This is a genomic window from Candidatus Deferrimicrobiaceae bacterium (assembly GCA_036504035.1).
GTDB lineage: Bacteria > Desulfobacterota > Deferrimicrobia > Deferrimicrobiales > Deferrimicrobiaceae > JANXPS01.
Map to the genome: position 1 here is coordinate 181,438 of DASXVV010000014.1, position 12,682 is coordinate 194,119.

A 12,682-nucleotide genomic window follows, 5' to 3' on the forward strand; every position below is an offset into this window, starting at 1 on the left:
CCCGGAGGAAGAGGGTCGGTCAGGTGTTCACCTGATTCCCGGGCCGGGCCGGGCCGCTAGACTGGACCGATGCAGAGTGTCCTCACGCCGTACGCGGCCGACGCTTCCCCCCGGCCGTCCCGATTCCCCGGATCGATCGAGTCCCGGGTTCGCCTTTCGATCGTCATTCCCGTCTACAACGGCGCCACGACCATCGAGACGTTGACCGACGCCGTCGTATCCGCGAATCCCGGCTATCGCCTCCAGGTCGTCCTCGTCAACGACGCCAGCTTCGACGCCTCGCGCGCCATCTGCACCGGGATCGCCCGCCGGCACTCCGGGACCGTCACTTTCGTCGATCTCGCCCGCAACGTCGGCGAGCACAATGCCGTCATGGCCGGCCTGGCCCACGCGACCGGCGATTTCTGCGTCATCATGGACGACGATTTCCAGAACCCACCCGCCGAGGCCTACCGGCTGGCCGACGAGGCGGTGCGGTCCGGCCGCGACATCGTCTTCGCTGCCTATCCCGTCAAGCGGCATCACTGGGCCAGGAACCTGGGCAGTCGTCTGGTCAACGCGGCGGCGCGACGCCTCATGAAGCTCCCCGATGGCCTGTACCTCTCCAGCTTCAAGTGCCTCAGCCGGTTCGCGGTCAACCATGTCACCGCCTACCGCGGACCGTTCCCCTACGTCGACGGCCTCGCGCTCCGCGTCACGCGGAACATCGGCGTCATCACGACCACGCACGCCCCGACCCGGAAAGACCGCTCCGGCTACACCGCGTCGAAGCTGCTCCGCCTCTGGGCAACCATGTCGGTCAACTTCTCGGTCGTTCCGCTGCGGGTGAGCACGCTGCTGGGCGTATTCTTCAGCCTGCTCGGCATCGCCGGCGCCGTCTATGCCACCGTCGAAAAACTGCAGAATCCGGGCCTCCCGATCGGCTGGCCGTCGCTGATCGTGGCGATTACCCTGTTTTCCGGGGTTCAGCTGCTCATCCTCGGCGTGGTGGGGGAATATCTCGGCCAGCTGGTCCTGACGGTCAACGGGACCCCGCAGTACGTGGTTCGCCAGGTCGTCGAAGGCACCGATGGAAAGTAGCGAGTACGCCGCCATGCGGGCCGTCGAGGACGACCACTGGTGGTACAGGGGGCTTCGCGCCCTCGCGCTCGACCGGCTCGGCGATTCGCAGCGGATCCTCGACGTCGGGTGCGGGACGGGCGGCATGCTCGATCGCTTTCGCGACCGCCAGGCCGTGGGCGTCGACTGTTCGCGGGTTGCTCTGGAGCTTTCCCGGGAGCGGGGGCTCCGTGGCTTGTGCGCTGCCTCCGCCTGCGCGCTTCCTTTCCGCTCCGAAAGTTTCGACGCGGTCCTGGCGCTCGACGTGATCTACCACCGGGCCGTCGCCGACGAGGGCGCCGCGCTGCGCGAGTGCGGGCGGGTTCTCAGGCCCGGCGGGATATTTCTCCTGCAGGTTCCCGCCTATCGTCGGCTCGCCGGTCGTCACGACCTCCGTGTCCACGGGGCGCGCCGTTACACCGCGGAGGCCGTCCGCCGGCTGGTCCTCGCTGCCGGCTTCGAGATCGTCGAGCTGACCTATCGCAACCTTGCAGCCCTGCCTTTCGCGTTCATCCGGCGTTGCCTCGTCGAGAAAGCCGGCTCCCGGGTCGATCGGGGAGGCGCGTCGGAGCTGCGTCCCCTCCCGGCTCCCTTGAACGCCCTGCTGGCACTGGCGATGCGCGTTGAAAACGCGTTCCTCGACCTCGGGTCGCTGCCCGCCGGTCTATCGGTCTGGTGCCAGGCGAAGCGGCCCGGATGATGCCGAAGGGAAAGACCCTCGACTTCCTGCTGCCGGCGATTCTTCCGGTGGGCCTGGCGATCGCGGCCGCCGGGGGGGCCGACCGGTGTCTTCGCAACGCGCTCGAGCTGGAGCCCGAAAACCCGGTCGCCCTGAACACGCCGGGCGTCGTCAACGGCACCCGCCTGCAAGTCGACCAGGCCGCCGCCTCCAACTGACCCCGCGCTCCCGTGGCCTTCCTCCTGGATATCCCCACGTTCGAGGACCGTCGCGGTTCCCTGTCCGTCCTCGACGCCGACCTTCCGTTCCCCGTTCGACGCATCTACTACATCTACGGGACCGCCCCCGGCGTCACCCGGGCCGGGCATCGACACAAGGTCAACCGGCAGCTGCTCGTCTGCGTCGCCGGGCGGTGCGAGATCCGCGTGAACGACGGCTCGGGGGACCGCTCGTTTCCCCTCGAGAATCCGCATACGGGGCTCCTTCTCGATGCGAGCGACTGGCACCTCATCCGAAACCTCAGCCCCGATGCGGTCCTCCTGGTGATGGCGTCCGAAGCGTACGACCCGGGCGACTATATCGACGAGCCGTACCCTTGATCCCGTTCGAGGAACTTGCGCGCGCCAACCGTCCCTTCGAGGCGGCGCTTCGGAGGGCATTCGAAGATACGCTCGCCTCCGGGCGGTACATCCTGGGCGGACAGGTCGAGGCGTTCGAGGCTGCGCTGGCCGACTCCCTCGGGATGCGGCATGCGATCGGCGTCGGCTCCGGGTTCGATGCGATCGCCCTCGCATTCATGGCGATCGGGCTCCGCGAAGGGGAGGTCGTGGTTCCGGCCAACACTTGCATGGCCACGATCCTCGCGGTGATGCGATGCGGCCTGACGCCGGTCCTTTCCGATCCCGATCCCGGCACGCTCCAGCTCGACCCCGCCGACGTCGTACGGCGGTTGACGCCGCGCACGGTGGCGATCCTGCCGGTCCACCTGTACGGGCTCGTCTGCGACATGAAGTCGATCGGCGCGATCGCGTCCGAGCGCGGATTGCGTATCGTGGAGGATTGCGCGCAGGCACAGGGCGCTTCCTTTCGGGGGCGTCCTGTCGGCTCGTTCGGAGACGCTTCGGCCTTCAGCTTCTATCCCACGAAAAACCTGGGGGCGCTCGGAGACGGTGGAGCCGTGGCCACGAACGATGATGCGACGGCGGCCTCGGTCCGGATGCTCAGGAATTACGGCTATCGCGCACGGGGCATTGCGGGGGCGGTCGGATTCAATTCCCGGCTCGATGCCCTGCAGGCGGCATTCCTGCTTGCGAAGCTTCCGCATCTCGAAGAGATCTGCCGACGGAAGAACGCGATCGCCTCGACGTACGACCGGGGGCTCTCCCCCGCATTCCGCCGGCCGGTTGCGGTTCCCGGGGCCAACTGCGCCCGGCACCTCTACCCGGTGCTTCATCCGCGCCGGGACGAATTCCGCGAATATCTCGAAGCCCGCGGGATCGGGACCGAGATCCACTATCCCGTCTCGGCCAGTCGGCAACCCTTGCTGTCGGGATCTGGAGGAGGCCGCTATCCCGTCGCCGAAGCCGCGGCGGACATGATCGTCAGCCTTCCCTGCTCGATCGGGCACACCGACGACGAGATCGATGCCGTCGTGGAAGCTGCGAACCGTTTCGCGCGATAATCTCCTCCTGCGGGGCGAATCCGCCCCGGCTTTCCGACATCACAAGCAGGGGAGGGGATCGCCATGAAAAGGGCAATGTCGCTCATCCTTGGGATGATCTTGGCCTGTGCGCTCTCGCCGCTTGCCGCACGGGCGTCCGGGGGCCGGCTGGCGATGGATGAAGGCGGAGGGGGAGGCATGGACGTCAACCTGATCGTGCGCGAGATTCGGGTGACCCCCAGCCGGGTGCACCCGGGGGAGCCGGTCCGGATCGAGATGGTCGTCGAGAACCATGCGGAAGGGGCCGGGACCGTATGGGCCCGCGTCACGGCCAACGGTCGCGAAGTCGACGGCCATTTCTACACCTTCGGTTGGGGCGGGGAGGGGGGCCGCCTGACGAAGGAATCGTTCACTTGGGACACGAATGGCATCGCGCCCGGCGAATACCGGATCAAGGGCGAGGTCTATGCGCCTGAAGACACCTCGCCCTCGGACAATGCGATGGGAATTTCGGAGCCGGTCGTCGTCCTTGCCCCGGGCTCGGCCGAGCCGTCGGGCGGAAGCGTCGTCGCGCGCGATCCGCGCTACCATCCTGCCGGGGACGTCGCTCCCAACCGATACTGACCGAATCCCGCTGCATGAACGCCGGCGGCCTGAGAAGGAAGTTCGACGCGGACGCGATCGAAAGCTATAATCGGCCACTATGATGCACGGGCTCAAGATCGTCGTCGTCATGCCGGCCTACAACGCCGAGAAGACGCTGGCATGGACCTACGGCGAGATTCCGTTGGATATCGTCGACCAGGTGATCCTGGTCGACGACCATTCTCGCGACCGAACGATCGACGAGGCGCGCCGGATCGGGATCACATACATCGCCCACCCCGAGAACCGCGGCTACGGCGGCAACCAGAAGACCTGCTACGAAGCCGCGCTGAAAGCGGGAGCCGATATCGTCGTCATGCTTCACCCCGACTACCAGTACACGCCGAAGCTGATTCCCGCGATGGCGGGCATGATCGCGTCGGGAGAGTTCGACGTCGTGCTGGGTTCTCGCATCCTCGGGACCGGTGCGAGGAAGGGCGGGATGCCCTTCTACAAATATGTCAGCAACCGCATCCTGACGCTGGCGCAGAACTGGCTCGTCGGCCAGAAGCTTTCCGAGTACCACACCGGCTTCCGGGCGTTCGGCCGGAAGGTGCTCGAGACGCTGCCGCTGCTCGAGAACTCCGACGACTTCGTCTTCGACAACCAGATGCTGGTGCAGGCGATCCGATTTGGCTTCAGGATCGGGGAGATCTCCTGCCCGACCCGCTACATGCCCGAGGCGTCCTCGATCAATTTCCGGCGCAGCGTGCAGTACGGGCTGGGCGTCCTCGCCACCTCGCTCCGGTATGCCGCCTGGCGTGCCGGCATGCGGAACCAGCCATTCCTCGACGCTTCCGGCCGCCGGATCCCCGCCGGAAAACCCTGACCAGAACGATCGGAGGCACGCTTGCCCATCGCTTTCCAGGTGACCGCCCGCTGCGCGGACACCGCCGCACGGAACGGGATCGTTACCACCGAGCACGGGTCGTTCGACACGCCGGCGTTTATGCCGGTCGGCACCTCGGCCACCGTCAAGGGGATGCTGCCAGAGCAGCTCAAGGCGAGCGGTTTCGGTTGCATCCTGTCGAACACCTACCATCTTTACCTTCGCCCCGGCCACGAGCGGATCCGTCGCCTGGGTGGGCTCCACAAGTTCATGGGGTGGGATCGCAATATCCTGACCGACAGCGGCGGCTTCCAGGTGTTCTCCCTGGCCACGTTGCGAAAGGTGCAGGATGAGGGCGTCACCTTCCGCTCGCACATCGACGGGTCGCTCCATTCGCTCACGCCGGAGCTCGCGACCTCCATCCAGGAGGCGCTGGGCTCCGATATCCGGATGGCGTTCGACGAATGCGTGGGATACCCGGCCGACCGGAGTGCGGTCGAAGAGGCGCTCCGGCGCACGACCGACTGGGCGAAGCGGTGCCGGGACGCCGCGCGGCGCGAAGAAGGCGGCATCTTCGCCATCGTCCAGGGAGGGATGCATCCCGATCTCCGGGCGCGCAGCGCGGCCGAGCTGGTGGCGCTCGACTTTCCCGGCTACGCGATCGGCGGGGTGAGTGTCGGCGAGGGCAAGGAGCTGCAGTGGGGAACGGTCGCCCACACGGCGCCGCTCCTGCCCGAGAGCAAGCCGCGCTACCTGATGGGCGTCGGGACGCCGCAGGATATCCTTCACGCGGTCTCCTGCGGGGTCGACATGTTCGACTGCGTCATGCCCACGCGCAACGCCCGGAACGGCACGCTGTTCACCTCGGCGGGGACGCTCACGATCAAGCAGGCGCAATACGCCGACGATCCGGCCCCCCTCGACGAGGCGTGCGATTGCCACACCTGCAGGACCTTTTCCCGCGCCTATCTTCGGCACCTGTACCTGCAGCACGAGGTGCTGTCCTCCGTCCTCCTGACCGTCCACAACCTGCACTTCTATGCCGGCTGGATGGCGCGCATCCGTGACGCAATTGCCCGTGGAAATCTGGGGCGATTTGTGAAAGAATCGGGCGTTTACGACAACCGTTAGCAAAATTACCGGAGGTTCTCCCGTCATGATGTTTTTCACCGGTGTAGCGTACGCGATGGGCCCGAGCGGCAGCGGCGGCGGAGCGGGAGGAGGGCTCGGCAGCATCGCGCAGCTTGCCCCGCTTCTGCTCATGTTCGTCATCTTCTATTTCCTGCTGATCCGTCCCCAGCAGAAGCAGGCCAAGAAGCATCAGGAATTTCTCAAGGCGCTCAAGGTCGGCGACCGGGTCATCACCACCGGCGGGCTTTTCGGCCAGATCACCGGCCTGACCGAGCAGGCCATCACGCTCGAGATCGCCGACAAGATCCGGGTCAAGGTGGCGCGCAACGGCATCGCCGGCCCCGCCCAGGAATCCGCGGCCGTCGAGGCCAAGGCCTCCAAGGAATAACAGGCATCGAAAGGAGCAACACCCGACATGTGGAAAAGCATCACGTGGCGAGCCACGCTGATCGCCGTATTGACGGCGGTCTCCATCGTGCTGATTCTGCCCAGCCTGACCGATCCGAAGCCAGGCTCCCTGCTGGACAAGATGCCCCGGATCCACTTGGGACTCGACCTTCAGGGCGGCGTATACCTGCGCCTGGCCGTCGAGATCGACAAGGCCATCGAGAACACCGCCTCGCGCTACGCCGACGACTCGCGGGCCCTGTTGCGCGACAAGGGCATCCCCGTCCTCGGCTGGCAGAAGGCCGGCATCGACGGCTTCGCGCTCAAGCTTCCCCCCGGTGATTTCGCCGACAAGGCGCTCGGCACGCTCAAGGAAGAGATGCCGTCGCTCGACCTGACGCTCGGAACGGCGACTGCCGAAGGCGCGACCATCACTGGCCGGATGAAGAAGGCCGAGGTCGACAACATCCGGGGCAACGCCGTCAGCCAGAGCGTCGAGACGATCCGCAACCGCATCGACCAGTTCGGGGTGCGCGAGCCGCAGATCGTCGCCGAGGGCGAGAACCACATCGTCGTCCAGTTGCCCGGCGTCAAGGACCAGCAGCGCGCCATCGAGCTGGTGGGCAAGACCGCGCTGCTCGAGTTCAAGATCGTCGACGAAGGCGCCAGCGTCGAAGAAGCGATGAAGGGCAACATCCCCGAAGACAGCCAGCTGCTTTATGAAAAGTCCACCGACCCGTCCACCGGGCGCGTCACCAAGACCCCCCTGGTCGTCAAGAAGCGGGCGCTGCTTACAGGCGACACGATCAAGAGCGCCAAGGTCAACTTCGGCTCCAAGCAGGGGGCCGGCACCTACGTCTCGCTGTCCTTCAACCCCCAGGGCACCAAGGTGTTCGACCGCATCACGGCCGAGAACGTCAAGAAGCGGTTGGCGATCGTTCTCGACGACACCATCTACAGCGCGCCGGTCATCAACGAACGCATCTCGGGCGGCGACGCCCAGATCACCGGCAGTTTCAGCGCCGAGCAGGCCTCCGATCTGGCCATCGTCCTACGGGCTGGCTCGCTCCCCGCGCCGGTCAAGGTCATCCAGAACATCTCCGTCGGGCCGTCGCTCGGGCAGGACTCGATTCACAAGGGCGTGCGCGCGGCGCTTATCGGCGCCATCCTGGTCGTCCTGTTCATGGGCTTTTACTACAAGTTCGCGGGGCTGATCGCCGACTTCGCCCTCGTGTTCAACATCATGTTCCTGCTCGCGGGCATGTCGCTGCTCGAGGCGACGATGACGCTCCCCGGCATCGCGGGCGTCATCCTCGCCATCGGCATGGCGGTCGATTCCAACGTCCTCATTTTCGAGCGCATCCGCGAAGAGATCCGCGGCGGAAAGGCGGTCCGGGCGGCCATCGACGCAGGCTATGACAAGGCGTTCTGGACCGTCGTCGACTCGCACGTCACCACGCTGATCACGGCGATGATCCTGTTCCAGTTCGGCACGGGTCCGATCAAGGGGTTTGCCGTGACGCTTTCCATGGGCGTCGCCATCAACCTCTTCACGGCGCTCGTCTGCACCAAGGTCGTATTCGACTACATCAACGCCAAGCGGCCGATGCAGGCCCTCAGCATCTAAGGCGAGAGACAGGGGATATCGCGGCATGATCGAACTTATCAAGGGAACCAATATCGACTTCATGGGGCTGCGCAAGTTCGCCTTCGTCTTTTCAGGGGCACTGATCCTCCTTTGCGTGTTTGCGCTCGTCCAGATCTACCGGGGGAACGGCAACCTTGGCATCGATTTGGCCGGCGGCACCTCGCTCCAGCTCAAGTTCAAGGCGCCGGTCGATCTCGACAAGGCGCGCGGCCTTCTCGGCGCCGCCGGGCTCGGGCACGCGGGGTTGCAGTGGGTCGAGGGCGAGAACATTCTCCTCGTCAAGGTGGGCGCCAAGGGGAAGGAAGAGAAGATGGTCGCCGACGCGGTGGTCAATTCGCTCCGGACGGGGATGCCCGACAATCCCCCGGCGGTCGAAAGCGTCTCCGAGATCGGGCCGGCCGTCGGCCAGAAGCTTCGGGGAGACGCCGCCCTGGCGATGCTTGTCTCCGCGATCGCGATCATCGGCTACCTGGCCTACCGCTTCGAGTTCAAGTTCGGGGTCGGCGCCGCGATCGCGACCTTCCACGACATCGCGGCCATGATCGGCATCTTCTTCCTCCTGGGCCGCGAGATGGATCTGCTCTTCATCACGGCGCTTCTCACCATCGGCGGCTACTCGCTGACCGACACGGTCGTCGTCTTCGACCGGATCCGCGAGAACCTTCACCTCCGGAAGAAGGGCAATTTCTACGATACCGTCAACCACAGCGTCAACGAGGTGCTCAGCCGCACCATCGTCACCTCGCTCACGGTTTTCCTCTGCTGCCTCTCGCTGCTCATGTTCGGGGGCGTCGTCCTCAAGGACTTCGCGCTGGCGTTGACCATCGGCGTGGTGATCGGCACCTATTCGTCCGTCTTCGTCGCGAGCCCCGTCGTGGCATATCTCAAGGGCGAACGCAAGGTCGAGGCCAAGGGATAGGGGTGAATGGCCGGCTCCAGCGGCAGTGGCTTCTGCGATCCCCGGATGAAGGCATTGTCCGGGAAATCGCCCGCAGGACCGGCCTTTCCCCAACTTCTTCCCGGGTCCTGGCCAACCGGGGGCTGACCGACCCCGAAGAGGCCGTCCGCTTCCTGTCCGGCGGCCTTCCCGAGCTTGCCTCCCCGTTCCCGATGCGCGGTCTCGACAAGGCGGCCTCCCGCCTGGCCGAGGCCGTGGTTTCTCGCGAGCCTCTCCTCATCTATGCCGATTACGACGTCGACGGCGCCACCGGGGCGGCGATCCTCTACCTCTTCCTCAAAGACCTGGTCGAAGGCTATCCGGTTCGAATCCACCAGAATCACAGGATCATCGACGGGTATGGGCTAAAGCCCGAGCATCTTCTCGGCGCCTCGAACGAGGGCCGTCGCCTCGTCGTCACGGTCGACTGCGGCATCTCCGACGTCGACACGATCCGGGCCGCCTCCGAGTCGGGGATCGACGTAATCGTGACCGACCACCACCTTCCCGGCAGTGTGCTTCCGCCCGCCTACGCGATCGTCAATCCGAAGCAGGACGGCTGCGACTATCCCGTCAAGGAACTCGCCGGCGTCGGCGTCGTGTTCATGCTGCTGTGCGGTCTCCGACGTACGCTACGCGAAAAGGGGTTCTTCGCGGCGGCGCCCGAGCCCGATCTCGTGCGCTACCTCGACCTCGTTGCGCTGGGCACCGTGGCCGACATGGTGCCGCTGCGCGGCGACAACAGGATCCTGGTCCGCGCCGGGCTCGAACAGATCCGGAGACGGCCGCGCGCGGGCATCGCGGCGCTGATGCAGCTTTCGGGGATCTCTCCTCCCACGGCCAACGAGACCGACCTCGGCTTTCGCGTGGCGCCCCGTCTCAATGCGGCGGGGAGGCTGGGCGATTCCAACCGCAGCGCTGCCCTCCTGGTGACGTCCGACCCGGTCGAGGCCGCCCGGCTCGCGCAGGAGCTTCACACCGAGAACGCTCGCCGGCAGCGCGAGGAAGAGCTGATCCTCAAAAGCGTCGAGGCCCGGCTGGCCGACCTTTCGGACGACGCGGCGGACCCCGGCGCCATCGTGCTGGCGGACGCAGGCTGGCACCTGGGCATCCTGGGGATCGTCGCCTCCAAGATCGTCGAGCGGTGCCATTGCCCCGTGGTCCTGATGAGCATCGACGGCGACGAAGCGACCGGTTCGTGCCGCAGCGTCGAGGGATTCCCGATCGTGACGGCGCTCGACGGGCTCGCTTCGCTGCTGACCCGTTATGGGGGGCACAGCCAGGCCGCCGGCATCTCGCTTCCCGTCCGGAACATTCCCGCCCTCCGGGACGGGCTTTCCGCCTTGGCCCTTGCGGCCGCGAAGGGAGCAGGGGGAACGCTGCCCAAGATCGAGGTCGATGCCGAGGTGCGGCTGTCCGACGTGACTCCGGCGCTGCTCGAGGAATGGGACCGGGTCCGCCCCTTCGGAATGGGAAATCGCGAGCCGATATTGCGCGCCGACCGGCTCCAGGTCACCCGTACCCGGACGTTCGGACCCGACGGACGTCACCTGAGCTTCGATGTCGAGGGGAATGGGGGGCACTTCGAGGTCTCCGCCTTCAACCGGGCCGACGGCGGGGTTCGGCCGGGCGCCCTGATCGACCTGCTTTTTACTCCGCAGCTCTCGTTCTTCCGGGGAAACCGCACGGTCCGCCTTTTGTTGCGTGACCTGCGCCTGCACACATGATCCCGATCGCCCGCATCAAGGCCAAGCTGCTCGCCGAGATCCATGCCGAGGCCGAGGAACACGCGATCGCCGCCGGCTTCGCCGCGGGGGTCTTCATGAGCTTTACGCCGTTCCTGTTCCTGCATACCGCGGGAGCGGTCCTGCTGGCGCTGGTTTTCCGCTGGAGCAAGGTCGCCGCGATCGCGGGCGCCTGGGTCAACAATCCCTACACGATGCCGTTCGTGTTCTACGGATGCACCTGGATCGGGGGCCGGCTGCTCGGGGTCCGGATCAGGGGGATCCGGTTCGAATCGTGGGATATCAAGTCCATCTACTTCACTGCGAAGCCGATCGTGGCGCCGCTGCTCCTGGGAACCACGCTTTTGGGCCTGATCGCGGCCGGTGTGGCCTATTTTATTGTCTATCGAGTCGCCGTCAGGATAAAATCAGCCCACCGGAAAGCGCAATCCGAACCAGGAGGACACCCTTGAAACCCTATGCCGTCACCTTCGGCGGAATACCCGACAAGTACTCGACGTGGGAAGATGCGTCGTTCGCGATCATTCCATTTCCCGTCGACCTGACCGCGAGCTACGTTTCGGGCTCCCGCAACGGCCCCCGGGCCATCCTCGACGCCTCCCAGCACATGGAACTGTTCGATGAGGAAACAAAGCTCGCTCCCTACCGCGAAGGCATCTTCACCGCGGCCGACGTCGCCCGTGACGCCGAAGGGGCCGAGGCGACGCTGGGCGAAGTCGAGAAGCGGGTTTCCGCCACGGTCAAGGCGGGGAAGTTTCCGATCCTGCTCGGCGGGGAACACACCGGCACCATCGGGGCGGTCAACGCGCTCCGCAAGCGGCACGAAGACCTGACGGTGATCTATTTCGATGCCCACGCCGACCTGCGCGACGAATATCTCGGCAGCAAGCTCAACCACGCCTGCGTCGCCCGCCGAATCGTCGAAGCCGGCGTCAACCTGATCCAGGTGGGCATCCGGAGCATGTCCGAGGAGGAAGACCGGTTCCTCCGCAAGACCGAAGAGGTCAAGATCTTCTACGCAGGCGAGGTGCGCGACAACCTGGCCGAGGTCACCAAGGGAATCGTCGGGAACCTCAAGGGCAACGTCTACATCTCGATCGACCTCGACGTCTTCGACCCGGGCATCATGCCGGCGGTGGGCACCCCGGAACCCGGAGGCCTCACCTGGTACGACGCGATCGACATCCTGCGCGACGTCATGCAGAGCGGCTGCACCGTCGTCGGCTGCGACATCATGGAGCTCGCCCCCATCGCCGGGATCGTCGCGCCCGAATACATGGCTGCCCGGCTGGCTTACCGGCTCATGGGCTGGATCCTCGCCGAACGCGAGGAAAAATAGAGTCCCCGGAAGTTTATAAGGAGATACCGTCGATGTTCGTTCCCACTCGTGTGTTCTTCACCAAGGGCGTTGGCCGGCACCGCGAATCGCTGACGTCGTTCGAGCTCGCGCTCCGGGATGCCGGAATCGAAAAATACAACCTGGTCCAGGTCTCGAGCATCTTTCCGCCCAAGGCCAAGATCATCAAGCGGGAAGAGGGGCTCAAGATCCTCTCCCCCGGCGAAGTCGTCTTCGTCGTCATGAGCCGCTGCAGCAGCGACGAGCCGCGCCGCATGGTCGCCTCCTCGGTCGGTTGCGCGCTGCCTTCCGACAAGGCCACCTACGGCTACCTGAGCGAGCACCATGCGTTCGGCCAGACCGAAAAACTGGCGGGCGACTATGCCGAAGACCTGGCGGCCGCGATGCTCGCCTCCACGCTCGGCATCGACTTCGACGAAGACAAGAGCTGGGACGAAAAGAAAGAGGTCTGGAAGATCAGCGACAAGATCTACAAGACCTTCAACATCACCCAGTCGGCGATCGTCAAGGACGAGTACACCACGGTGGTCGCCTGCGCCGTGCTCGTCGCCTGACGGGGGGCCTTC

General features: G+C 65.7%; 15 protein-coding genes. All 15 read left to right on the plus strand.

Translation table 11 applies throughout. The features are described 5' to 3' along the window. The first annotated feature begins 69 nt into the window (after positions 1–69). The 15 genes from VGK27_13290 to VGK27_13360 all read left to right on the plus strand — a co-directional run bounded on the left by VGK27_13290 (position 70) and on the right by VGK27_13360 (position 12,670). Positions 70–1,080 carry a glycosyltransferase family 2 protein gene (locus VGK27_13290; GenBank protein ID HEY3491078.1) on the plus strand — a complete coding sequence of 337 codons (1,011 nt, stop codon included), beginning with the start codon at positions 70–72 and terminating at the stop codon, positions 1,078–1,080. Continuing rightward, on the plus strand, positions 1,070–1,798 hold the full coding sequence (locus VGK27_13295; GenBank protein ID HEY3491079.1) for a class I SAM-dependent methyltransferase: 729 nt from the start codon (positions 1,070–1,072) through the stop codon (positions 1,796–1,798). Before VGK27_13290 ends, VGK27_13295 begins: the two co-directional genes overlap by 11 nt. Beyond that, a complete protein-coding gene (locus VGK27_13300) occupies positions 1,795–1,995 on the plus strand; it encodes a hypothetical protein (protein HEY3491080.1) in 201 nt (66 codons plus the stop codon). The genes VGK27_13295 and VGK27_13300 overlap by 4 nt, the downstream gene beginning before the upstream one ends. Positions 1,996–2,007: 12 nt before the next feature. Next, complete coding sequence (locus VGK27_13305; GenBank protein ID HEY3491081.1) at positions 2,008–2,376, plus strand: FdtA/QdtA family cupin domain-containing protein; 369 nt, start codon at positions 2,008–2,010, stop codon at positions 2,374–2,376. Further along, complete coding sequence (locus VGK27_13310; GenBank protein HEY3491082.1) at positions 2,373–3,458, plus strand: DegT/DnrJ/EryC1/StrS family aminotransferase; 1,086 nt, start codon at positions 2,373–2,375, stop codon at positions 3,456–3,458. The genes VGK27_13305 and VGK27_13310 overlap by 4 nt, the downstream gene beginning before the upstream one ends. Positions 3,459–3,521: 63 nt before the next feature. Further along, entirely contained in the window at positions 3,522–4,061 is a 540-nt protein-coding gene (locus VGK27_13315; protein HEY3491083.1) for a hypothetical protein, read from the plus strand. Between the two features lie 79 nt (positions 4,062–4,140). Then, a complete protein-coding gene (locus tag VGK27_13320) occupies positions 4,141–4,911 on the plus strand; it encodes a glycosyltransferase family 2 protein (protein ID HEY3491084.1) in 771 nt (256 codons plus the stop codon). Positions 4,912–4,932: 21 nt separating this feature from the next. Further along, positions 4,933–6,042: a tRNA guanosine(34) transglycosylase Tgt gene (tgt, locus tag VGK27_13325; protein HEY3491085.1), complete on the plus strand. Its 1,110-nt coding sequence runs from the start codon at positions 4,933–4,935 to the stop codon at positions 6,040–6,042. Between the two features lie 25 nt (positions 6,043–6,067). Beyond that, on the plus strand, positions 6,068–6,430 hold the full coding sequence (gene yajC, locus VGK27_13330; protein ID HEY3491086.1) for a preprotein translocase subunit YajC: 363 nt from the start codon (positions 6,068–6,070) through the stop codon (positions 6,428–6,430). Between the two features lie 27 nt (positions 6,431–6,457). Continuing rightward, positions 6,458–8,056, plus strand: coding sequence for a protein translocase subunit SecD (gene secD, locus VGK27_13335; GenBank protein HEY3491087.1), 1,599 nt, complete (start codon positions 6,458–6,460; stop codon positions 8,054–8,056). Between the two features lie 25 nt (positions 8,057–8,081). Then, complete coding sequence (gene secF, locus VGK27_13340) at positions 8,082–8,996, plus strand: protein translocase subunit SecF (protein ID HEY3491088.1); 915 nt, start codon at positions 8,082–8,084, stop codon at positions 8,994–8,996. 2 nt (positions 8,997–8,998) lie between these two features. Continuing rightward, on the plus strand, positions 8,999–10,741 hold the full coding sequence (gene recJ, locus VGK27_13345; GenBank protein HEY3491089.1) for a single-stranded-DNA-specific exonuclease RecJ: 1,743 nt from the start codon (positions 8,999–9,001) through the stop codon (positions 10,739–10,741). Further along, positions 10,738–11,211, plus strand: a complete 474-nt coding sequence (locus VGK27_13350; GenBank protein ID HEY3491090.1) for a DUF2062 domain-containing protein — start codon at positions 10,738–10,740, stop codon at positions 11,209–11,211. The genes recJ and VGK27_13350 overlap by 4 nt, the downstream gene beginning before the upstream one ends. Next, positions 11,208–12,098, plus strand: a complete 891-nt coding sequence (gene speB / locus VGK27_13355) for an agmatinase (GenBank protein ID HEY3491091.1) — start codon at positions 11,208–11,210, stop codon at positions 12,096–12,098. The genes VGK27_13350 and speB overlap by 4 nt, the downstream gene beginning before the upstream one ends. Positions 12,099–12,130: 32 nt before the next feature. After that, positions 12,131–12,670, plus strand: coding sequence for an arginine decarboxylase, pyruvoyl-dependent (locus VGK27_13360; protein HEY3491092.1), 540 nt, complete (start codon positions 12,131–12,133; stop codon positions 12,668–12,670). The last annotated feature ends 12 nt before the right edge of the window (positions 12,671–12,682 follow it).